13 protein-coding genes and 8 tRNA genes are annotated in these 23467 nt (G+C 47.2%); 20 read left to right on the top strand and 1 reads right to left on the bottom strand.

What is annotated here, in order from left to right; translation table 11 throughout:
- Nucleotides 1-86 precede the first annotated feature (86 nt).
- From EKM75_RS04310 to rpoC, 16 genes are all read left to right on the top strand, one after another.
- Complete coding sequence (locus EKM75_RS04310) at nucleotides 87-1598, top strand: amino acid permease (protein WP_191988790.1); 1512 nt, start codon at nucleotides 87-89, stop codon at nucleotides 1596-1598.
- Between the two features lie 232 nt (nucleotides 1599-1830).
- Nucleotides 1831-2463 (top strand): deoxynucleoside kinase, encoded by a 633-nt coding sequence (locus EKM75_RS04305; protein ID WP_125692397.1) that lies wholly within the window; start codon nucleotides 1831-1833, stop codon nucleotides 2461-2463.
- 285 nt (nucleotides 2464-2748) lie between these two features.
- A complete protein-coding gene (gene serS, locus EKM75_RS04300) occupies nucleotides 2749-4020 on the top strand; it encodes a serine--tRNA ligase (protein ID WP_125692394.1) in 1272 nt (423 codons plus the stop codon).
- A 1064-nt stretch (nucleotides 4021-5084) separates the two neighbouring features.
- Nucleotides 5085-5157, top strand: a tRNA-Val gene (locus tag EKM75_RS04295).
- Between the two features lie 39 nt (nucleotides 5158-5196).
- Nucleotides 5197-5278 (top strand) — tRNA-Leu (locus tag EKM75_RS04290).
- A gap of 37 nt (nucleotides 5279-5315) precedes the next feature.
- A tRNA-Thr gene (locus EKM75_RS04285) sits at nucleotides 5316-5388 on the top strand.
- 25 nt (nucleotides 5389-5413) lie between these two features.
- Nucleotides 5414-5485 (top strand) — tRNA-Gly (locus EKM75_RS04280).
- Nucleotides 5486-5496: 11 nt separating this feature from the next.
- A tRNA-Leu gene (locus EKM75_RS04275) sits at nucleotides 5497-5582 on the top strand.
- A gap of 20 nt (nucleotides 5583-5602) precedes the next feature.
- Nucleotides 5603-5676 (top strand) — tRNA-Arg (locus EKM75_RS04270).
- A 37-nt stretch (nucleotides 5677-5713) separates the two neighbouring features.
- Nucleotides 5714-5787 (top strand) — tRNA-Pro (locus tag EKM75_RS04265).
- Nucleotides 5788-5816: 29 nt separating this feature from the next.
- Nucleotides 5817-5890 (top strand) — tRNA-Pro (locus tag EKM75_RS04260).
- A gap of 201 nt (nucleotides 5891-6091) precedes the next feature.
- The gene (locus EKM75_RS04255; protein WP_125682842.1) at nucleotides 6092-6559 is read left to right on the top strand and encodes a CtsR family transcriptional regulator; all 468 of its coding nucleotides are present in this window, start codon (nucleotides 6092-6094) and stop codon (nucleotides 6557-6559) included.
- Between the two features lie 17 nt (nucleotides 6560-6576).
- Nucleotides 6577-9075 (top strand): ATP-dependent Clp protease ATP-binding subunit, encoded by a 2499-nt coding sequence (locus tag EKM75_RS04250; RefSeq protein ID WP_125692392.1) that lies wholly within the window; start codon nucleotides 6577-6579, stop codon nucleotides 9073-9075.
- A gap of 407 nt (nucleotides 9076-9482) precedes the next feature.
- A complete protein-coding gene (locus EKM75_RS04245) occupies nucleotides 9483-10088 on the top strand; it encodes a TetR/AcrR family transcriptional regulator (RefSeq protein WP_125692390.1) in 606 nt (201 codons plus the stop codon).
- Between the two features lie 238 nt (nucleotides 10089-10326).
- On the top strand, nucleotides 10327-13941 hold the full coding sequence (rpoB, locus tag EKM75_RS04240; RefSeq protein ID WP_125692388.1) for a DNA-directed RNA polymerase subunit beta: 3615 nt from the start codon (nucleotides 10327-10329) through the stop codon (nucleotides 13939-13941).
- A gap of 21 nt (nucleotides 13942-13962) precedes the next feature.
- Nucleotides 13963-17610, top strand: coding sequence for a DNA-directed RNA polymerase subunit beta' (gene rpoC, locus EKM75_RS04235; RefSeq protein WP_125692386.1), 3648 nt, complete (start codon nucleotides 13963-13965; stop codon nucleotides 17608-17610).
- A 76-nt stretch (nucleotides 17611-17686) separates the two neighbouring features.
- On the opposite strand, the gene EKM75_RS04230 is transcribed toward rpoC, so the two are convergent.
- The gene (locus EKM75_RS04230; RefSeq protein WP_125692384.1) at nucleotides 17687-18331 is read right to left on the bottom strand and encodes a prepilin peptidase; all 645 of its coding nucleotides are present in this window, start codon (nucleotides 18329-18331) and stop codon (nucleotides 17687-17689) included.
- Between the two features lie 278 nt (nucleotides 18332-18609).
- On the opposite strand from EKM75_RS04230, the gene rpsL reads away from it, so the two are divergent.
- From rpsL to EKM75_RS04210, 4 genes are all read left to right on the top strand, one after another.
- Nucleotides 18610-19023 (top strand): 30S ribosomal protein S12, encoded by a 414-nt coding sequence (gene rpsL / locus EKM75_RS04225; RefSeq protein WP_125682831.1) that lies wholly within the window; start codon nucleotides 18610-18612, stop codon nucleotides 19021-19023.
- 78 nt (nucleotides 19024-19101) lie between these two features.
- Nucleotides 19102-19572 carry a 30S ribosomal protein S7 gene (gene rpsG, locus EKM75_RS04220; RefSeq protein ID WP_125682830.1) on the top strand — a complete coding sequence of 157 codons (471 nt, stop codon included), beginning with the start codon at nucleotides 19102-19104 and terminating at the stop codon, nucleotides 19570-19572.
- Between the two features lie 189 nt (nucleotides 19573-19761).
- Nucleotides 19762-21861 carry an elongation factor G gene (gene fusA / locus EKM75_RS04215; RefSeq protein WP_125692382.1) on the top strand — a complete coding sequence of 700 codons (2100 nt, stop codon included), beginning with the start codon at nucleotides 19762-19764 and terminating at the stop codon, nucleotides 21859-21861.
- A 156-nt stretch (nucleotides 21862-22017) separates the two neighbouring features.
- Nucleotides 22018-23349: an MATE family efflux transporter gene (locus EKM75_RS04210; protein ID WP_125692380.1), complete on the top strand. Its 1332-nt coding sequence runs from the start codon at nucleotides 22018-22020 to the stop codon at nucleotides 23347-23349.
- The last annotated feature ends 118 nt before the right edge of the window (nucleotides 23350-23467 follow it).

Here is a 23467-nt window from a genome sequence, read left to right as displayed (position 1 = left end):
TCGCTAAGCTTTTCTGCGGAAGGGATTTTTTCGTTCACTAGGTCGTTTCGAGGAAGTCCTTCTATAAAAAGAAGGAGGAAACATTTATGGAACAAAGCATGACAAACGCAACAACGAGTGAGGCCTCAGATCAGGTTAAGCGGGGACTCAAGACGCGTCACGTTTCAATGATTGCGTTAGGTGGTTGTATTGGTACAGGATTATTCGTCGCAAGTGGGTCGGCAATTTCGACTGCCGGGCCTGGTGGTGCGTTAGTTGCGTACGTTGCCATGGGATTGATGGTGTACTTCTTGATGACTAGTTTAGGGGAAATGGCTACGAACATGCCAATTTCAGGTTCATTCGCCGCTTACTCCGCTAAGTATGTTGATCCAGCTTTAGGGTTTGCCATGGGGTGGAACTATTGGTTCAACTGGGCCATCACCGTTGCCGTTGATATTTCGACTGCTGCTCTGGTTATGAAGTTCTGGTTACCAGGTGTACCGGGTTGGATCTGGAGTGCAATTGCGTTAGTTCTGGTCTTCACGATCAACGCCTTTTCCGTTCAAGCCTTTGGTGAAACGGAATTCTGGATGTCATTGATCAAGGTTATCACCATCTTCATCTTCTTAGCCGTTGGGATTTTAACCATTTTTGGTATCATGGGTGGTCATGCCACTGGCTTGGAAAACTTCACCTACAAGAAGGCCCCATTCGTTGGCGGCTTCCCAGCAATTCTGAGTGTGTTCGTGGTTGCCGGATTCTCATTCCAAGGTACTGAATTAGTTGGTATCACGGCCGGTGAATCTGAAGACCCTGCGCACAGTGTTCCTAAGGCAATCAATTCTGTTTTCTGGCGGATCATTTTATTCTATATTCTAGCTATCTTTGTTATCGCCGCCGTCTTACCATACACGAGTCATGATTTGTTAGGTTCTTCTGCAACGGATATTGCTATCAGTCCATTCACGTTGGTCTTCAAGCGGGCTGGTTTAGCCGCAGCTGCCAGTGTCATGAACGCGGTTATCTTGACCGCCGTTATCTCTGCTGCTAACTCAGGGATGTACGCTTCCACCCGGATGTTGTACTCTCTGTCTAAGGAAGGTTATGCCCCAAGTTTCTTCGAACGGACGGGTCACAACGGGATTCCTTACCCTGCACTGTTTGCAACGACGTTTATCGCTGCATTGACGTTTATCAGTAGTATTGCCGGTCCTCAGATCTACATGTGGTTAGTTGCTGCTAGTGGGTTGACCGGGTTCATCGCTTGGTTTGGGATTGCTTTGTCACATTACCGGTTCCGTCGGGCCTTCATCAAGCAAGGTCATCAACTGAAGGAATTGGGCTACCATGCAAAGTGGTTCCCAGTGGGTCCTATCTTAGCGTTGGTACTCTGTGTCGCCGTTATCGTGGGTCAAGATCCACAATCCTTCTTCTCTGGTAACTGGGAACAAGTTCTGGTTACTTACATCAGTGTGCCATTAGTCTTAGTGCTCTACATTGGGTACAAGATCAAGAAGCACACGAAGTTGATTCCATTGAGTGAAGTTGACGTTTCTCCAGTTCACAAGGACGGAACTTTGAAGGAAGTTAAGACTGAAGCTGCAGCCAACGATTAATTTGAGATTGTGTGGGCAATTGAAATTAAATAAATAATGAAACGGCGACTAGTCCGGGCAAAACCTAACTAGTCGCCGTTTCTTGTCGGTAAATTAGCCACTTTAGTGAAATCGACACGGGTAAATTTACCACGACATATTGTCTTTTATACTTGAGGTTGGTACAATATGTGGTGTTGAAATTTTGGCCGGGGAAAAGCCCGGTGCGCCAGTTATTAAAGGAGAGAATTGCATGCTTGTACTATCGGGAACTATCGGAGCCGGCAAAACGAGTTTGACCACGTTGCTAGCCGAACATTTAAACAAACCAGCATTTTATGAATCAGTGGATGACAACAAGATCTTGCCGTTGTTCTACCAGAACCCCCAAAAGTATGCATTCTTATTGCAAATCTACTTTTTAAACAAGCGATTGGATAGCATTAAGGCTGCCAACGCCGATGATGAGAGTGTCTTAGACCGCTCAATCTTTGAAGATTCCTTACTCTTTCATTTGAACGCCGATTTAGGTCGGGCCACCACGACGGAAGTTGATATTTATGACTCCTTACTGGCCAACATGATGCAAGAATTGCCAGACGCAACGCACAAGAAGAACCCGGACCTCTTGATCCATATCAACATTTCGTTTGAAACGATGTTGGAACGGATTGAGAAGCGCGGTCGTTCTTATGAACAAGTTGCTAATGATCCTAGTTTGTACGAATACTATCAACAACTTGATCAACGTTACGTGAACTGGTACAACAGTTACGACAAGTCACCAAAGATGCAAATTGACGGTGATCAGCTGGACTTCGTTGAAGACGCAGCGGCTCGTAAAGAGGTTCTGCGGTTGATCGACGAAAAGATTGCGTCGCTTTAATCATTGCTTCTGAGATTAAAATACGTTATGATGTGATTAATCAAAAACACGTGGTGCCTTTCAAGTAGACGGCCAGAGAAGCGGGGAAAGCTGCAAACCGCAACGTCGAAAATTCCAGCACTAACTAAAGTGGGCGGGTAATTCCGCACGGTGCAGACCGTTATCATGTTCAAGGGTATGACTGGGAGACCAGCCATGAACTTGGGTGGTACCGCGAAGGTCTTCGTCCCATGTGACGGAGGCCTTTTTTGTGTACTATCCGCGAAATTGAGAGGAGCTAATCAAATGTTAGATTTAAAGTTGATTCGTACGGAACCAGATTTTATCAAGGAAAAGTTAGCCACCCGTGGCGTCGATCCTGCTGAAATCGACGATTTACTGGCCTTAGACGAAAAGCGGCGTTCGCTCATTGTTAAGAGTGAAACCATGAAGGCCCAACGGAACACAGTTTCTGATGAGATTTCTCAATTGAAGCGTAACAAGCAAGACGCTGATGACAAGATTACTGAAATGCGCCAGGTTAGTGCTGACATCAAGGAAATCGACAATGACTTGGATGACTTAAAGACGCAAGTTCACGATGCAGCCGCTCATTTGCCCAACATTCCAGACGATAGCGTTCCCGTTGGCTTGACGGAAGACGGCAGTGTTGAACTCCGTCGGTGGGGCGAAAAGCCTAACATGGATTTCACTGCTAAGGCCCATTATGAAATCGGGGAAGACCTCGGTATTTTGGACTTTGAAGCTGGCGCTAAGGTTTCTGGTAGCCGGTACCTGTACTACTTGGGCCTAGGTGCTCGGTTGGAACGGGCAGTCTATAACTTCTTCTTGGATCAGAACACGGAAGCTGGCTTCAAAGAAGTCTTGCCACCATACATCGTGAACGATGACTCCATGTACGGGACTGGTCAATTCCCTAAGTTCAAGGAAGATGTTTATCAGTTACGTGACGAGGAAATGACGCTGATTCCAACGGCTGAAGTGCCATTGGTCAACTACTACCGAGACGAAGTTATTCCGGAAGAGGATTTACCAGTCTGGTTTACTGCCTTAACACCTGCCTTCCGTTCTGAAGCTGGGAGTGCTGGTCGTGATACTCGAGGATTGATTCGGTTACACCAATTCAACAAGGTTGAAATGGTGAAGTTCTGTAAACCAGAAAATTCTTGGGATGAACTGGAACACCTGACGAAGCACGCTGAGGACCTGCTACAGAAGTTAGGCTTGGCCTACCACGTGATTACGTTGACCACCAGCGACATGAGTTTCACGGCCGCTAAGACCAACGACCTGGAAGTTTGGTTCCCAGAACAAAACACGTACCGGGAAATTTCTAGCTGTTCTAACACAACGGACTTCCAAGCACGACGAGCTCACATCCAATACCGTGATGACAACGGCAAGCTACAATACGTTCACGCCTTGAACGGTTCCGGATTAGCCGTTGGGCGGACGGTCGCTGCTATCCTGGAAAACTACCAAAATGCTGATGGCTCCGTAACGGTTCCAGAAGTATTGGTTCCTTACATGGGCGGCGTTACTAAGATCACGAAGTAATTAAGTCAATTTAACCAAATAGACGTCCAATGACGGGGCTAATTTAACCAAATAGACGTCCAATGACGGGGCTGATGACCACTTGGTGGGTCATTGGCCCCGTTTTCGTGTGCATGGGCTTATACGGGCAGTTAAGGCCGACTATTTATCGATGTGATGTGCCGCCCAAGTGTGCCGCCCAAGAGTTCAGACACTGCGCCTGTGAGGCCCGGACCAAGCCGAAAAGCGGTCTTGGTCCTCGCCTTTAAGCCTTGAAAATCACAAGTCTTAAAGGTCGGCCTAGACCTGTATGCCCGAGAATACCGCTCGGACCAACAGGTCTTTCACGGGCTTCGTGCCTGATCACTTGGGCTGGAAGTGGTGTGACCCATGTATTTCGGCGGGTGGGTACGCAGTTGCCAGTCATTAGTAGACAATATTTAGGCTGACAGTGTGCCGGGATACTCTTACTAACGAAATTTGCCCAAGATTTGTAATCCTTATTTTGAAGATAGACTAGATACTGCTTATAAAAAGGCATTAACATTGGTATCATCAGCATAGGCGGGGGGTAAGCCTGATTGGCGGAATAAGCAAAGCTAATCTCGCGGTCTTCAATGATCAACCGTGAAAATGAATCGTGGGCTGACATTGAACTCAGGTAACGAATTATTGATAACTATGCAGTTGCGTTGGAAAGATTCATTCTTTGATGAGAGATGGCGCGAGGTTCAAAAGGTAAGTTGGCTGGTTAGGGCGATTCTGAAAGAATCGGGCTTTAAGTTAGGGAGGGATGATGACAATGGCGGTCAGCCAGCCATGTAGGCAGAATTTTCACGGCTAAAAATCGCCTATTACTGGGGATTTCTTTGACCTGAGCAAACTTTTTGCAAAAAAATGTAAAAAGGGGGTAGCTTTTTTTTCGTGGGTAGGATACAATATTATTTGTTGTTACGAGAGTAGTTATTCAGTTCGCGAATATTTATTCAAAATATTTCAAAAATTTGGTTGACAACTTATCGCTGGCATGGTAAATTATAATAGTTGTTTCGAACGAGCGCATCAACGTTCGCTTAAGACATTATGGAGGATTAGCTCAGTTGGGAGAGCGTCTGCCTTACAAGCAGAGGGTCACAGGTTCGAGCCCTGTATCCTCCATTGGGACCCATCGTCCCTGGCGTTAGTTCGTCAACCATTGCAGGTGTGGCGGAACTGGCAGACGCGCTAGATTTAGGTTCTAGTGTCTTATGACGTGGGGGTTCGAGTCCCTTCACCTGCATAACCGAATATTGCAAAATATATTCAACATATATTTTGCCGACTTAGCTCAGTTGGCAGAGCATCTCACTAGTAATGAGGAGGTCGGAGGTTCGAATCCTCTAGTCGGCATGGCACCAAATTTAATAGCCAATTTGCGGAAGTAGTTCAGTGGTAGAACATCACCTTGCCATGGTGGGGGTCGCGGGTTCGAATCCCGTCTTCCGCTTTTGCCCTTTTGCCGGGGTGGCGGAATTGGCAGACGCACAGGACTTAAAATCCTGCGGTCAGTGATGACCGTACCGGTTCGATCCCGGTCCTCGGCATTTAATTTAATAATAATTATGCACCCATAGCGCAACTGGATAGAGTGTCTGACTACGAATCAGAAGGTTGTAGGTTCGACTCCTACTGGGTGCATTTTTGTCGCTTATGAATAACCCCATAAGCATTTTTTCGGGAAGTAGCTCAGCTTGGTAGAGCACCTGGTTTGGGACCAGGGGGTCGCAGGTTCGAATCCTGTCTTCCCGATTTACTGACTCATGGTCAGCGGGCTATTTCGGGAAGTAGCTCAGTTTGGTAGAGCACCACGTTCGGGACGTGGGGGTCGCAAGTTCAAATCTTGTCTTCCCGATTTTTTTATCCCGATTAACTTAAATTAAACCGTCGGCAGTCGCCTTCCTTACGAATCGTTTGGAAGTCGGCTGTCTTTTTGGTATGATAGTTTACCAGGACTTATTCAGAAAGGACGGTCTAATCCGTTGCATTTTGTCTGAAAGTTCGTATAATATTAGTCAACATTAGTCAAGACGACTGCATTGAAGGGGGGACGATAATGGAGAATCAAAATATTTCAGATATTATTGAGTCTTACCTTAAGCAGATATTGGCTGAGTCCCAGCAGGTAGAGATCCGCAGAGCAGAAATTGCTGACCAGTTCAACGTTGTTCCGTCACAGATCAACTACGTGATTAAGACTCGCTTCACGATTCAGGACGGTTATGTCGTTCAGAGTAAGCGTGGTGGCGGGGGCTATATTCGAATCGAAAAGGTTAAATTACTAGATAATTTAGACTTCATTGATTCGTTGGTGTCCGCAGTTGGCGACCACATCACCCGGCACGATGGGTTAGCGGTCGTTCGTAGCCTGTTTGAGGCCGGCGCAATCAACCGGCGGGAAACGAATATTATTCTGGCAGCCATCGATAAGGATGCCGTCAGTACCGGAGACCGCGAGTTGGATCAACGTGTGCGGGCCCAGATTCTGATTTCGATTTTGAATCATTTGCGCTATGAGAGCTAAGAAAGTGAGGAGTTGCAATGGACAACCTATTTACACCGAGTGCTAAAAGCGTTTTAGTCTTAGCACAGGAACAAGCCAAGTATTTCAAGCACCAAGCGGTGGGGACGGAACATTTACTGCTTGCCCTCACGATTGAGAAGAACGGCATCGCAAACAAAGTCTTGCAACAATTTTCAGTGACTGACGACGATGTCAGAGAAGAAATTGAACGATTCACAGGTTATGGCACGCTGGCCAACATGGATAAGGATAGTTACTTGCCTTATTCACCAAAGGCCAAAGCAATGCTTGCCCTGGCTGGTGATGAGGCCAAACGTTTGGGTGCGACCAAGATTGGGACGGAACATCTCCTATTGGCACTCTTGAGCGATGAAACAATCTTATCATCCCGAATTTTAAAGAACTTAAATGTAGAACTTGCCGATGCCCGGAAGGTTGTTTTACGTAAGTTGGGTATTTCTGATACGCCAAAGCGGCGGAGTGAAGCCCGTGCTCGTAGAGGGGCACCACAAGGCGGTACGCCAACGTTGGACTCCTTGGCACGTAACTTAACCGACTCAGCTAAAGAAGGCCGGATGGACCCTACTGTGGGCCGTGACAAGGAAGTCAAGCGGGTCATTCAGATTCTTAGCCGCCGGACCAAGAACAACCCCGTTTTAATTGGGGAACCTGGTGTTGGTAAAACGGCGATTGCTGAAGGCTTAGCCCAACGCATCGTCGCTGGTGATGTGCCAGAAGATATGCAGAACAAGCGGTTGATGATGCTCGACATGGGATCATTAGTTGCTGGAACCAAGTATCGTGGTGAATTTGAAGACCGGTTGAAGAAGGTTATCGAAGAAATCTATAATGATGGCCAAGTCATCCTCTTCATTGATGAATTACACACGCTGATTGGTGCCGGTGGTGCTGAAGGGGCAATTGATGCCTCCAACATCTTGAAGCCAGCATTAGCTCGAGGCGAACTCCAAACCATTGGGGCGACGACGTTGGATGAGTACCAAAAGTACATTGAATCCGATGCCGCACTGGAACGTCGGTTTGCGACGGTTCAAGTCAATGAACCAACTGAACCAGAAGCCTTGCAGATTTTGAAGGGCTTACGGTCGCGTTATGAAGATCACCATCACGTTAACATCACTGATGAAGCGGTAGAACAAGCCGTTAAGTTGTCCAGCCGTTACATCAGCGACCGGTTCTTACCTGATAAGGCCATTGATTTGATGGATGAGGCTTCTGCTAAGGTCCGTATCGACCAGATGGACAAGCCAACTGCTGCTTCAAAGCAGAACCAAGAAATTAAGGATTTAGCTGACGAAAAGGAAAAGGCGATCGAAAGCCAAGACTTCGAGCGAGCAGCTAACTTACGGACGGAAGAAATGAAGTTACGTGAGAAAATTCAAGCCCGTGAAGCCAAGGAAGCTGCTTCTAAGAAGGATGACGACCGTCATTACACGTTGAACGTGACTGGTGAAGATATCGCTGACGTGGTTGCTGAATGGACTGGTGTTCCTGTGACGCAGCTGAAGCAAACTGATGCTGATCGCTTAGTCAACTTGGAAAAGATTCTGCACCAACGGGTTATTGGTCAAAAGGAAGCCGTTTCTGCGGTTTCTCGAGCGATTCGGCGTGCTCGTTCCGGGTTAAAAGATCCGAACCGGCCAATTGGGTCATTCATGTTCCTGGGACCAACTGGTGTTGGGAAGACCGAATTGGCTAAGGCGTTGGCTGAAGCTATGTTTGGCTCCGAAAACAACATGATTCGGGTCGACATGAGTGAATACATGGAGAAGTACTCAACTAGTCGTTTGATTGGGTCAGCTCCAGGTTACGTCGGCTACGATGAAGGTGGCCAATTGACCGAAAAAGTTCGGCAAAAGCCATACTCCGTCGTCCTATTTGATGAAGTGGAAAAAGCTCATCCAGATGTCTTCAACATTCTATTGCAGGTGTTGGATGATGGTTACCTGACCGACTCCAAGGGTCGTAAGGTCGACTTCCGGAACACGATTCTTATCATGACGTCTAACTTAGGAGCTACTAAGTTACGTGATGAAAAGACCGTTGGATTTGGTAAAGAGGACATGGCCAACAACTACAGTGCGATGGCTTCAACCATTAGGGAAACACTGAAGCAATCCTTCCGGCCAGAGTTCTTAAACCGGATCGATGAAACAGTCATCTTCCACTCATTACAACGGCCAGAATTACACGAAATTGTGAAGCTCATGGCCAAGCACATTGTTGACCGGGTTGCTGAACAAAACATCAAGCTGAAGATCACTCCAGCAGCCATTGACGTGGTTGCCAAGGCTGGTTTCGACCCTGAATACGGGGCACGGCCAATTCGGCGGGCACTGCAGACACAGGTCGAAGATAAATTGAGTGAATCTCTGCTGAACGGTGAAGTTAAGACTGGCGACCAAGTCACTATCGGGGCAACCCGTGGTGAAATCACCATTAACGTAAAGGCAGCGACGGAAAAGGCTAAGCCCGATGCCGTAGCAAATCACTAATTAAAGTTAGACAAGAATGGGGGATGCCTAAGGGTATCGTCCATTTTTTGTGGGGTAAAATTCATAAAGCGATAATACTTTTAAAAGACAATTGTGTCATAATCTGACTGCTTAGACGATTAATCGATACCCAGTTGAATCGGGGATGTCTATTGTAATGAAACGATTGGATATCTTTCCACTGGGGAGTAGCCGCTGATCTGCTGCACGACGGCGTAAGATATACGATATAGCTGATTCGAGTGTTAGCTATACTTAGCAAGACTGATGGGGAGAATAACAGTTGGGGCCTCGGACGGCCTAAAGATCGGCGGCAATTTCGTACAAGTGACTGATACTTGGCCTAGCTGGTGATAAGCGAATTGTGGTACACTGACAACATAACAAAACAGGAAAGGATGGGGGTCATGAAGAGAGAGGAGCAACTCACACACACGCATGCAGCCATTTTAAAAGCTGCGCGCGGACAATTCTTATCTCAAGGATACTCGGCCACTTCAACACGGGACATCGCCCATGAGGTTGGCATTACGCAACCAGCACTTTACCATCATTTCAGTGATAAGGAAGTTATTTTTCTTGAGGTCATTAAAAGTGTGGGGCAGGAAGTTCAAACGGGTCTTAACCAGGCAAACGATCAATTAGCTGCGGAAACGTCTCCTGACCCGGTTGGGGCGTTAGCGACCATTACGGAGGTCCTTACGGAGGTCCATCCACGGGATGTCTTTACCGTGATCCACAGTAGCTTCCGGTATTTGAAGCCGGAGAATCAGCGTCAGTTAGGTATGGTTTTCATGCAGGACTATTTAGCACCACTAGAACGGTTCTTTAGTTTAGGAATCGTTAGTTTGCAGCCCCATCTGTCGGCCAAAGACGCGGCATCGTTCTATTTAACTAGTCTGAGTCCCTTATTTAATTCGTTCCATCACGTAGGGTCAGCCGATGCTTCGCAGCATGAACAGACGGTTGCTTTGATTCGACTGATCTTATTTGGCGTTGCCGTCAAAAAGTGAGTCGTCCATATTGACATTGGTCAGTAAATTTAGTACTATATCATTTGTATGCAACTGTGAACTGAAATTGGATGCGCCGATATATTGTCCGGCAGCGTCCGTTATAAGAAGCCAAAAGCAAACTTTGGGTTTGTTTTTGGATTTTTTTTGCCAAAAAACCAGAGAAAAACGCATTTGTAATCAAAATGTAATATTCTGGATTGGCCAGTTTACAGAATAAATAGGAGAGGTGAACAACTTGGCAGGACACTTAGTGAAATACGGGAAACACCGTACGCGCCGTAGCTATTCGCGAATCAAGGAAGTTCTTGATTTACCTAACTTGATTGAAATTCAAACCAATTCCTACAACTGGTTCCTCGACGAAGGTTTACGCGATATGTTCGACGACATCATGCCAATCGAAGATTTTCAAGGAAACCTTTCGTTAGAGTTTGTTGATTATCAATTACTGGAACCCAAATATACCGTGGATGAAGCGCGGGAACACGATGCCAACTTTTCGGCACCATTACACGTTACTTTACGCTTAACCAACCACGAAACGGGTGAAATTAAGTCGCAGGATGTCTTCTTTGGTGACTTCCCTCTGATGACGGCCCAAGGGACCTTCATTATCAACGGGGCAGAACGGGTTATTGTTTCCCAATTAGTCCGCTCACCAGGAGTTTACTTCAATGAAGATACTGATAAAAACGGTCGGACCGTCTTCGGTGCTACGGTAATCCCTAACCGGGGTGCTTGGCTCGAATTCGAAACCGACGCTAAAAACGTTTCTTACGTTCGGATCGACCGGACGCGGAAGATTCCAATGACCGAATTAGTTCGGGCATTAGGTTTCGGTTCCGACGATGAAATCTTGGATATCTTAGGTGACAACGAAAGCTTAATGCAGACGTTGGAAAAGGATATTCACAAGAACACCGACGATTCCCGTGTTGAAGAGTCCTTAAAGGACATCTACGAACGTCTACGTCCAGGTGAACCTAAGACGGCTGACTCTTCACGGAGTTTACTGACTGCGCGGTTCTTTGATCCTAAGCGTTATGACATGGCTCCCGTGGGTCGTTACAAGACCAACAAGAAGCTGAGCTTAAAGACTCGTTTACTGGGCCTGACTTTAGCTGAAACGTTGGCTGACCCTGATACCGGTGAAATCATCGCGCAGAAGGGAACGGTCGTTGACAAGGACGTAATGAAGACCCTGGCACCATACTTGGATCAAGACGATTTCAAGATGGTTACTTTCCAACCTTCAGACGAAGCCGTTGTCACTGAACCACTTAAATTACAAATCATCAAGGTGGAATCACCAGATGACCCAGAACAAGAAGTTCCCGTTATTGGGAATGGCAACATTGATATTAAGCTGAAGCACATTCGTCCAGCTGACATCATTGCTTCCATGAACTACTTCTTTGACCTGCAAATTGGGATTGGGAACACCGATGATATTGACCACTTGGGTAACCGGCGGATTCGTTCCGTGGGTGAACTCCTGCAAAACCAATTCCGAATCGGGTTATCTCGGATGGAACGGGTTGTGCGTGAACGGATGTCAATTCAGGATGCTGCGACGGTAACGCCACAACAACTGATCAACATTCGGCCAGTGGTTGCTTCCATTAAAGAATTCTTCGGTTCTTCACAACTTTCTCAATTCATGGACCAGACTAACCCATTGGGTGAATTAACCCATAAGCGTCGTCTGTCTGCCCTTGGACCTGGTGGTTTGACGCGTGATCGTGCCGGATATGAAGTCCGGGATGTTCACTACACCCACTACGGTCGGATGTGCCCAATCGAAACGCCTGAAGGTCCTAACATTGGTTTGATCAACAGTCTTTCCAGTTATGCTCGGGTTAACAGATATGGGTTCATCGAAACGCCATATCGTCGTGTTTCATGGGATACACATAAGGTTACCGACAAGATCGATTACCTGACTGCCGATGAAGAAGATAACTACGTTGTGGCGCAAGCTAACACGCCGTTAAACGATGACGGTTCATTTGCTACGGATACTATCATGGCCCGTGACGAAGATAACAACATCGAAACTTCTGCTGACAAGATTGATTACATGGACGTTTCGCCTAAGCAAGTTGTTGCCGTGGCCACTGCATGTATTCCTTTCTTGGAAAACGATGACTCCAACCGTGCCTTGATGGGTGCCAACATGCAACGGCAAGCTGTGCCATTGCTGGACCCTCATGCACCACTGGTTGGGACTGGTATTGAATACAAAGCTGCGCATGACTCCGGGGTTGCTTTAATTAGTCAACACGAAGGAACTGTTGAATACGTTGATGCACGTGAAATCCGTGTTCGTCGTGCCGACGATGCGCTTGACACTTACAAGTTAATGAAGTTCCGCCGGTCTAACGGTGGTAAGAACTACAACCAACGTCCAATCGTTAAGGTTGGCGACCACGTCGACAATGACGAAGTCTTGGCTGATGGTCCTTCAATGGAAAATGGTGAATTAGCCTTAGGGCAAAACCCATTAGTTGCCTTCATGACTTGGCAAGGGTACAACTTCGAAGATGCCATCGGGATCAACGAGCGGTTGGTTCGCGATGACGTTTACACGTCGATTCATATTGAAGAATACGAATCAGAAGCACGTGACACGAAGCTTGGGCCTGAGGAAATGACTCGTGAAATCCCTAACGTTGGGGAAGATGCCCTGAAGAACTTGGACGAAGACGGAATTATCCGGATTGGTGCTGAAGTTCAAGACGGTGACATCTTAGTTGGTAAGGTGACGCCTAAGGGTGTTACTGAATTATCAGCTGAAGAACGTTTACTCCATGCTATCTTTGGTGAAAAGGCCCGTGAAGTACGGGATACTTCTCTTAAGGTTCCACATGGTGGTGGCGGGATCATCCAGGATGTTAAGATCTTCACTCGTGAAAACGGTGATGAACTTTCTCCAGGTGTGAACATGATGGTTCGGGTCTACATCGCGCAAAAGCGGAAGATCCAAGTTGGTGACAAGATGTCCGGTCGTCACGGTAACAAAGGGACTGTATCCGTTGTTATCCCTGAAGAAGACATGCCATACATGCCAGATGGTACCCCAATTGACATCATGTTGAGTCCAATGGGTGTGCCTTCCCGGATGAACATCGGGCAAGTGCTCGAATTGCATTTAGGGATGGCCGCTCGTAAATTAGGTATTCACGTTGCTACGCCTGTCTTTGATGGTGCCCAAGATACTGATATCGCGGACGTTGTTAAGGAAGCTGGTATGGCTGCCGATGCTAAGACTGTCTTATATGATGGTCGGACTGGTGAACCGTTTGATAAGCGGGTTGCCGTCGGTGTCATGAACTACCTGAAGTTGGCCCACATGGTCGATGACAAGATGCACGCCCGTTCTATCGGACCTTACTCACTGGTTACGCAACAACCACTTGGTGGTAAAGCACAATTTGGTGGCCAACGGTTCGGTGAAATGGAAGTCTGGGCTTTGGAAGCTTACGGTGCCGCTTATACGTTACAAGAAATCTTAACGTACAAGTCTGATGACGTGGTTGGACGGGTTAAGACCTACGAAGCCATTGTTAAGGGTGATCCAATTCCAAAGCCAGGTGTGCCTGAATCCTTCCGGGTTTTAGTTAAGGAATTACAATCCTTAGGTCTGGATATGAAGGTCTTAAACGGGAACAACGAAGAAATCGAACTCCGTGATATGGATGACGATGACGATGATGTTGTGAACGTTGATGCCTTAAGCAAGTACGCGCAACAACAGGAAGAACAACGCAAAGCCGCTGCTCAGACTGATGACGCCAAAGCTACGCCAGCCGCACCAAAAAATGAAAGTCAACCGAACACACAAGACTAATTAATAAGGGAGGTCGCTTCTTTGGTCGATGTCAATAAGTTCGAAAGCATGCAGATCGGGCTGGCTTCACCTGATAAGATCCGTAGCTGGTCTTACGGGGAAGTTAAAAAGCCTGAAACCATCAACTACCGGACGTTAAAGCCTGAAAAAGACGGGCTGTTCGACGAGCGGATTTTCGGTCCTACTAAGGACTGGGAATGTGCCTGTGGGAAATACAAACGGATTCGCTACAAGGGTGTCGTTTGTGACCGTTGTGGGGTTGAAGTTACCCGTTCTAAGGTACGTCGGGAACGGATGGGCCATATCGAATTGGCTGCTCCAGTAACTCACATCTGGTACTTCAAGGGTATCCCAAGTCGGATGGGCTTAGTCCTCGACATGAGTCCCCGTGCGTTGGAAGAAATTATCTACTTTGCTTCCTACGTTGTTTTAGACCCAGGTGACACTGCGCTCGAAAAGAAGCAATTACTTTCCGAACGTGACTACCGTGACAAGCTGATTGAATACGGTAGTGGCGCCTTCAAGGCTGAAATGGGTGCCGAAGCCATCAAGAAATTGTTGATGGCAGTAGACCTAGATAAAGAAGTTAAGGAATTAAAGGAAGAATTGAAGGAAGCTACTGGCCAAAAGCGGACGCGTGCCGTTCGTCGTTTGGACATCTTGGAAGCCTTCGTGACATCTGGTAACCGTCCTGAATGGATGGTAATGGATGCTATTCCGGTAATCCCACCTGATTTACGGCCAATGGTACAACTCGAAGGTGGACGTTTTGCAACGTCTGACTTGAACGACTTGTACCGGCGGGTTATCAACCGGAACAGCCGGTTGAAGCGTTTATTGGACCTGAATGCGCCTGGTATTATCGTTCAAAACGAAAAGCGGATGCTCCAAGAAGCCGTTGACGCCTTGATCGATAACGGTCGTCGTGGCCGTCCAGTTGCTGGTCCTGGTAACCGTCCACTGAAGTCTCTTTCACACATGTTGAAAGGGAAGCAAGGGCGGTTCCGTCAAAACTTGTTAGGGAAGCGGGTTGACTACTCAGGTCGTTCCGTTATTGACGTTGGTCCTTCCCTCAAGTTCAACCAAATGGGCTTACCAGTCCCAATGGCTTTGGAATTATTCCGGCCATTCATCATGAAGGAACTGGTTGCGCGCGGTTTGGCTTCTAACATTAAGAACGCCAAGCGCCAAATTGATCGTGAAGATGACGATGTCTTTAACGTTTTGGAAGACGTCATCAAGGAACACCCTGTTCTGTTGAACCGGGCCCCCACGCTTCACCGTTTGGGTATTCAAGCGTTTGAACCTGTTCTGGTTAGTGGTAAAGCTATGCGTCTTCACCCATTGGCCTGTGAAGCTTACAACGCCGATTTTGATGGGGACCAAATGGCCATCCACGTTCCGTTATCTGACGAAGCACAAGCTGAAGCACGTTTGCTGATGCTGGCTGCTCACCATATTTTGGCACCTGCCAGTGGTAAGCCAGTTGTTGCGCCTTCTCAAGATATGGTTATCGGGAACTACTACCTGACGATGGAAGAAGCTGCTCGTGAAGGTGAAGGCATGATCTTTACCGACTTAAACGAAGCAGTTCTGGCCTACCGGAATGGTTTGGTTCACTGGCACACTCGGGTCGGGGTTCAAGTCTCCGGCATGACCGACAAGCCATTTACTGATGAACAACGCAGCAAAATCATGATGACGACCGTTGGGAAGTTGATTTTCAACAACATCCTGCCTAAGTCATTCCCATACCTGAACGAACCTACTAGTACGAACTTGAACGGTTACGTTCCAGACAAGTACTTCTTGGAACCAGGTGAGGACATTCATGATTACTTGCAAAATGCTGAATTAGTTGGTCCATTCAAGAAGGGCTTCTTGTCCGACATTATCGCGGCCGTTTACCAACAATACAAGGTTACTGAAACCTCTAAGTTGTTGGACCGGATCAAGGATTTGGGTTATGACGAATCCACGAAGTCTGGGTTAACGGTTGGGATGGTCGACGTTACCGACTTGAAGGAAAAGCCTGAAATTATCGATGCAGCCCACAAACAGGTTGCAACGGTAACGAAGCAATTCCGTCGGGGTTTGATTACCGACCATGAACGTTACGAACGGGTTATTGGTATCTGGAACGATGCCAAGGACGACATTCAAAACGCCTTGATTCACAGTTTCGAGCAACAGAACCCTATCTTTATGATGAGTGATTCTGGTGCCCGGGGGAACATTTCTAACTTTACGCAACTTGCCGGTATGCGTGGACTGATGGCCGCTCCTAGTGGTGACATCATGGAGTTGCCTATCACGTCTAACTTCCGTGAAGGTTTGTCAGTGATGGAAATGTTCATTTCGACCCATGGGGCTCGTAAAGGGATGACCGATACGGCCTTGAAGACTGCCAACTCAGGTTACCTGACCCGGCGGTTGGTCGATGTTGCGCAAGACGTTATCATTCGGGAAAAGGATTGTGGGACTGACCGTGGCTTGAAGATTCGTGCCATCACTGATGGTAACGAAATGATCGAACCATTGTATGACCGGATCTTAGGGCGTTATACCCAAAAGACCGTTACTGATCCAGAAACTGGTGACGTAATCGTTCCTAAGAACCAAATGATCGTTGAAGACACCGCTCAAAAGATCGTTGATGCTGGTGTTGAAGAAGTTACTATTCGTTCCGCCTTTACTTGCAACACTGAACATGGTGTTTGTGAGCATTGTTACGGCCGTAACATGGCTACTGGTGACGAAGTTGAAGTTGGTGAAGCTGTCGGGACTGTTGCCGCACAATCAATCGGTGAACCTGGTACTCAGCTGACCATGCGTAACTTCCATACCGGTGGTGTTGCCGGGAACGAAGATATTACCCAAGGGCTTCCTCGTGTTCAAGAATTATTTGAATCTCGGAACCCTAAAGGTAAAGCTGAAATTACTGAAGTTACTGGGTCGGTTGAATCAATCGAAGAAAACCCAGCTGAACGGACGAAGGAAATCACGATTAAGGGTGAGGCCGATACGCGGACTTACACGCTACCAATCACTGCTCGCATGCGGGTTAGTGAAGGTGACTTCATCCACCGTGGTTCTGCATTGAACTATGGGTCTGTTGATCCTAAGGAAATGCTCCGTGTTCGTGATGTCTTATCAACTGAAACTTACATCTTAGGTGAAGTACAACGTGTTTACCGGATGCAAGGTGTTGCCATTAGTGATAAGCACGTTGAAATCATGGTTCGTCAGATGTTACGTAAAGTTCGGATCATGGATCCGGGTGATACCGACGTTCTGCCTGGTACCTTGATGGATATTCAAGACTTCCGTCGTGCTAACTACCAGACTCTGATCGATGGTGGCATTGCTGCTACCGCACGTCCAGTTATCTTGGGGATTACCAAGGCTGCCTTGGAAACGAACAGTTTCTTGTCAGCCGCATCCTTCCAGGAAACAACACGTGTCTTGACCGATGCTGCTATTCGGGGCAAGAACGATCCACTGGTTGGTTTGAAGGAAAACGTTATTATTGGGAAGATTATTCCTGCCGGGACTGGGATGCCAGATTACCGTCAGATCAAGCCCAAAGAAGTTGGCGGTACGTCAACCGAAGGCGTTTACTCTATCAGCGACTTAGAAAAACAAATGCAAGAAGACTCACAAGCTTAGTGACAGCTAGGTTGCCTGAGTTACGGGATCTACCAGAGATGGTGGATCCTTTTTTTGTTGTTTAGTTTAGAGGCAGCTAAGGCCATAACCACCAGGCAAGGGCACTCGCCATAAGATAGGGTAAGAAGGCGAATTTTACATGTGCACGAACGGTTAGTAGAGCCAGCCCGCATGCTAGTAACACCCAATGAACCAACGACAAGCTCCCGAAGAGTAACCAGTAACCGAGCATCATTTCTAAGTCACCATCACCGATCCAGGGGTGGATCCAGTGAGGCCATAACCAACGAATCAGACCGAATAGGCTGGTGGCAAGTAAGATGATCGACCAGGGCTGACTGATTAAACTGATACCAAGAGCTGCCCAACTCAACCACCCGGGGAAAGTCTGAGTTTGCGTATCACAAAGAGCAGCGAATGTCCAAAGACTCAGCCACAGGAGGGGCAGGGTGAATGTAGGTGTCCAGGTCGTTAGTAAAATCGCCGTGACCCCTTCTACAAAAAGGGTGGTTGGCATGATGTTCGCCTGGCAGTAAGCACAACGACCACGTAAAACCAGGTAACTCAAGATAGGCACCATTTGCCAGGGGACTAAGCGGGTAGAACAGGTTGCACAATGTGATGGTGGGAAGAATGGGGATTCGCCAGTCACGTACCGGTCGGCCATGGCCACGAGAAAAGACCCCAAACAGGCACCGTAAACAAATAGGATAAGCGTCATTTTCAATCACCTCATAGACTAACTACGTCAAGAAACTCGGAATGTTTGTGGGAAATTGCTGCTGGGCTTGTTGACATGCTATTTGTGGCATGGTATTCTATTAAAGGTGCTTTTCGCAGACAGGTCTCGGGTATTCACTACCAGACATGCTGACTGACGGCGGGGAGGACACTTCAATTGAACCCCCGTCTGGGTGGCTTTTTTCTTTCAAGAAAAATGAACCACCTGGATGTGTGGACTTAAACTCTAGATGACTATAGGAAAGGAGGACTATTTAGATGCCTACTATCAACCAATTGGTGCGTAAAGGTCGTAAATCTAAAAGTTCTAAATCAGATGCCCCAGCTTTAAACTACGGGTATAACAGTTTCAAAAAAGCTCAAGTTAAGAATCCAGCTCCACAAAAGCGTGGGGTTGCTACTCGTGTCGGTACCATGACACCAAAGAAGCCTAACTCAGCTTTACGGAAATATGCACGTGTGCGGTTGTCAAACTTAATTGAAGTGACTGCTTACATCCCTGGTATTGGCCACAACCTTCAAGAACATAGTGTTGTGCTTATCCGGGGCGGCCGGGTTAAGGATTTACCTGGGGTTCGTTACCATGTTATCCGTGGTGCGCTCGATACTGCCGGGGTTACTGACCGTCGTCAAGGTCGTTCCAAGTACGGGACTAAGAAGCCTAAGGGCTAGACCGAGACTAAAAAGTAGGGGCGTTTGCACGGATTCCGTCAAACACCCCGTAACAGCATTTCAAGGAGGATATTAACAATGCCTAGAAAAGGAAACGTACAAAAGCGTGAAGTCCTTCCTGATCCAATTTACAATTCAAAGTTGGTCACTCGTCTGATCAACCACACGATGATGGATGGGAAACGTGGTACTTCAACTAAAATCATTTATGGTGCATTTGACATCATTAAGAACGAAACTGGTAACGATCCAGTGGAAGTCTTCGAAGAAGCAATGAAGAACGTCATGCCAGTCTTGGAAGTTAAGGCTCGGCGTGTTGGTGGGTCAAACTACCAAGTTCCAATCGAAGTTCGTCCTGACCGTCGGACTACTTTAGGTCTGCGTTGGATCGTGCAGTACTCTCGCCTTCGTGGCGAACACACTATGGTTGACCGGCTTGCCCGCGAAATCATGGATGCTGCCAACAACACAGGTGCTGCTGTTAAGAAGCGTGAAGATACGCACCGGATGGCTGATGCTAACCGTGCCTTCGCTCATTACCGCTGGTAAAAGCAGTTATCACGCTGCATTGCCAGCAGCGTGATACAATGTTAGAGCAGAGTGTCTTTGGATGCTCCCGTCTCTGACTTAAGGGAGTAATCCTTTAATTGAGAGGTGGCGACTAAAATCAATTTTTGATGTTAGTGGCCACCTTTTGGCACAATCTACGATCAAGTTGAGAGGAGTTACACATTAATCATGGCTAATACTCGTGAATTTCCGCTTGAAAAGACGCGTAACATCGGTATCATGGCCCACATCGATGCCGGTAAAACGACGACTACTGAGCGTATCCTGTATTATACTGGTAAAATCCATAAGATTGGTGAAACCCATGATGGGGCTTCACAAATGGACTGGATGGAACAAGAACAAGAACGGGGTATTACAATCACTTCTGCCGCTACCACGGCCGAATGGAAGAAACACCGGATCAACATCATCGACACCCCAGGACACGTGGACTTCACTGTTGAAGTTGAACGTTCCTTGCGTGTGCTTGATGGTGCCGTTACTGTCTTAGACGGTCAAGCTGGTGTTGAACCTCAAACCGAAACTGTTTGGCGTCAAGCGTCAGACTTCGATGTTCCCCGTATCGTTTTCGTTAACAAGATGGATAAGCTGGGTGCCGACTTCGACTTCTCAGTAAACTCCATCCACGAACGTCTCCAAGCTAACGCCGTTGCATTGCAAATGGCTATTGGTGCCGAAGACGACTTCGCCGGTGTTGTTGACTTAATCGAAATGAAGGCATACGTCTACGACAAGGATGAACTGGGTTCCTCATGGGACACTGTTGATATTCCTGCAGACATGCTGGAAGAAGCCAAGAAGCGTCATGAAGGCATCATCGAAAGCGTTGCTGACGTTGATGATGAAATCATGGAAAAGTACCTTGAAGGAGAAGAAATCTCCAAAGAGGAACTGAAGGCTGCTATCCGTCGTGCCACTTTACGTTTGGACATGTTCCCTGTCTTTGCAGGTTCTGCCTTCAAAGATAAGGGTGTTCAAATGTTGATGGACGCCGTTGTTGATTACTTACCATCTCCATTGGATGTTAAGCCATACAACGCCACCGTTCCTGACACGGATGAAGCCGTTACTTTACGTGCTAACGATGACGATCCTTTTGCTGCCTTGGCTTTCAAGGTTGCTACCGACCCATTCGTTGGTCGTTTAACTTACATCCGGGTTTACTCCGGTACTCTGGAATCTGGTTCTTACGTACTTAACGCTACGAAGGACAAGCGTGAACGTGTTGGTCGTTTGCTGCAAATGCATTCAAATCACCGTCAAGAAATTCCAGAAATCTTCTCCGGTGATATTGCTGGGGCCATTGGTCTGAAGAACACCACTACCGGTGACTCTTTGACTGATCCTGATCACCCATTACATTTGGAATCAATGAACTTCCCAGATCCAGTTATCCAGGTTGCCGTTGAACCAAAGACGAAGGCTGACCAAGATAAGATGAACAACGCCTTACAAAAGCTTTCTGAAGAAGACCCAACTTTCAAGGCTGAAACTAACCCTGAAACTGGTGAAACTCTGATTGCCGGAATGGGTGAACTTCACTTGGACATCATCATTGACCGGATGAAGCGTGAATTCAAGGTTGAAGCAAACATTGGTGCTCCTCAAGTTGCCTACCGTGAAGCCTTCACGAAGCCAACTAAGGTCCAAGGTAAGTTTGTTCGTCAATCTGGTGGTAAAGGTCAATATGGTGACGTTTGGATTGAATTCACTCCTAACGAACGTGGTAAGGGTTACGAATTCGAAGATGCTATCGTTGGTGGGGTTGTTCCTCGTGAATTTATCCCTTCAGTTGACCAAGGTCTGCAAGAAGCCATGGCAAACGGTGTGTTAGCCGGTTACCCATTGGTTGATGTTAAGGCCAAGTTGTACGATGGTAGCTACCATGAAGTCGATTCTAGTGAAGCAGCCTTCAAGGTTGCCGCATCATTGGCTTTGCGTAAGGCTGTCCAATCTGCTGGTCCCGTTATTCTTGAACCAATCATGAAGGTTGATATCTTGGTTCCTGAAGAATACATGGGTGATATCATGGGCCAAGTTACCGCACGTCGTGGTAAGGTCGATGGTATGGAAGCACGTGGTAACGCACAAATGATTCACTCTTACGTTCCGTTATCCGAAATGTTCGGTTACGCTACGACGTTACGTTCCGCATCACAAGGTCGTGGTACCTTCACCATGACGTTTGATCACTACGAACCAACGCCTAAGAGTGTTCAAGCTGACATTATCAAGAAGAACGGCGGTACTCCAGTCGAAGACTAGAGTTTGTCATTCTTTAAAAAATGAAACGTCTCACTACTTTGGTAGTGGGGCGTTTTTTTGATTATTTTAGGCGAACTTCTCCTGACTAGGCCCGGCGGAGACGCGTATAATAGTTCATGCAGTTATTTTTATGAGTTGAAAGTTGGATGATAAGTGATGGAAGAGTTATTTGAACGGTCCTCAATCCCCCGTGCCTATTTCAAACTGGCGCTGCCAGTCGTCTTGAGCATGGTGGCCAGCATGATCTATAATCTGGCAGACACCTATTTTGTGTCGCAAACCCAGAATACGAGCCTGGTCGCTGGGGTGGCACTGTGTACCCCGTTATTTTCGTTCTTGATTGCCATCGGTGATATTTTTGGTTTAGGTGGGAGCTCTCTGATTTCCCGGTTACTGGGGGAGAAAGCGTATCAAGTCGGCAGTCGCGTTAGCAGTTTCTGTCTGTACGGAGCTGTTGTGGTGGGATTGGTCACAACAGTCGTATTATTGGCAACAACCCGTCCAGTTTTAAATTTGCTAGGTGCGACACCAGCGACGTACGCGTATGCGAAACAGTTCTATCAGATTATGGCACTTGGCGCAATGCCCATCATCGTCTCGATTGTCCCGGGAAATTTGATTCGAACTGAAGGGTTTGCGACACAGTCAATGGTGGGAACCATGGTGGGGACAGTGATCACCATTATCTTAGATCCCATTTTAATCTTTCCAATGGGTATGGGGGCTGCCGGTGCAGCATTAGCTACCGTGATTGGATATAGCCTATCAGCTGGATTACTCGTTTTCCTGACAAAGCGTTACTGTCAGGTTATCTCAGTAGATGTACGCCTCAGTCGCATCAATCATGATTTGGTTAAGCAGGTATTGTTTATTGGTATACCTGGATCGATTACGAATTTGACGCAGGCCTTTGGGACAGCAGTGCTGAACCGTTATCTGGTCAGTTATGGACCGACTCGGGTTGCCGCGATGGGCATCGTACTGAAGGTGTACATGATTGTTATGTTAGTCATGGTTGGCTTTGCCTTTGGCGCACAACCCTTGATTGGGTATACGTTTGGTGCGAAGAAGATGAAACGGTTTAGGAAGATTCTACGGTTTGACCTACTAGTAGAGGTGGGATACGCACTGATCCTGGCAGCAGTGTTGATAATCTTTGCCCCGCAAATCATTGGGTTCTTTCTTCATGATGCCGCGGTTATCTCTGCAGGTACGTATATGCTACGAGCTTTCCTAGCGACCACACCGTTTGTGGGAGCCGTGCTGGTATATACAACAGTCTTCCAGAGTACAGGGAAGGCAGGGGGCGCTTTGATCATGTCGATTGCGCGGCAAGGCGTGGTTTTTTACGTAATGATTGTCGTTGGTGCGGCATTTTTGGGGTATCACGGAATTATCTGGGCGCAACCCGCTGCAGACGTCTTGACCTGTGGCTTAGGGTGGCTACTAGCTCGAGGAATTTTTAAACAGACTAAATCGGCCCGTTAAGCCTGATACGATAGGGATTAAAGAGATTGAAAGCGTGAAAAAATAGAGAGAATCTACCATTATACTGGCGATTCTCTCTATTTTCTTTTGTATCTGGCGGCCAGACGTGCTAATATAG

This window comes from Levilactobacillus tongjiangensis, assembly GCF_003946345.1.
Lineage (GTDB): Bacteria > Bacillota > Bacilli > Lactobacillales > Lactobacillaceae > Levilactobacillus > Levilactobacillus tongjiangensis.
Note: the sequence above shows the minus strand (reverse complement) of the source record. Positions and strands in the feature narration are given on the sequence as shown.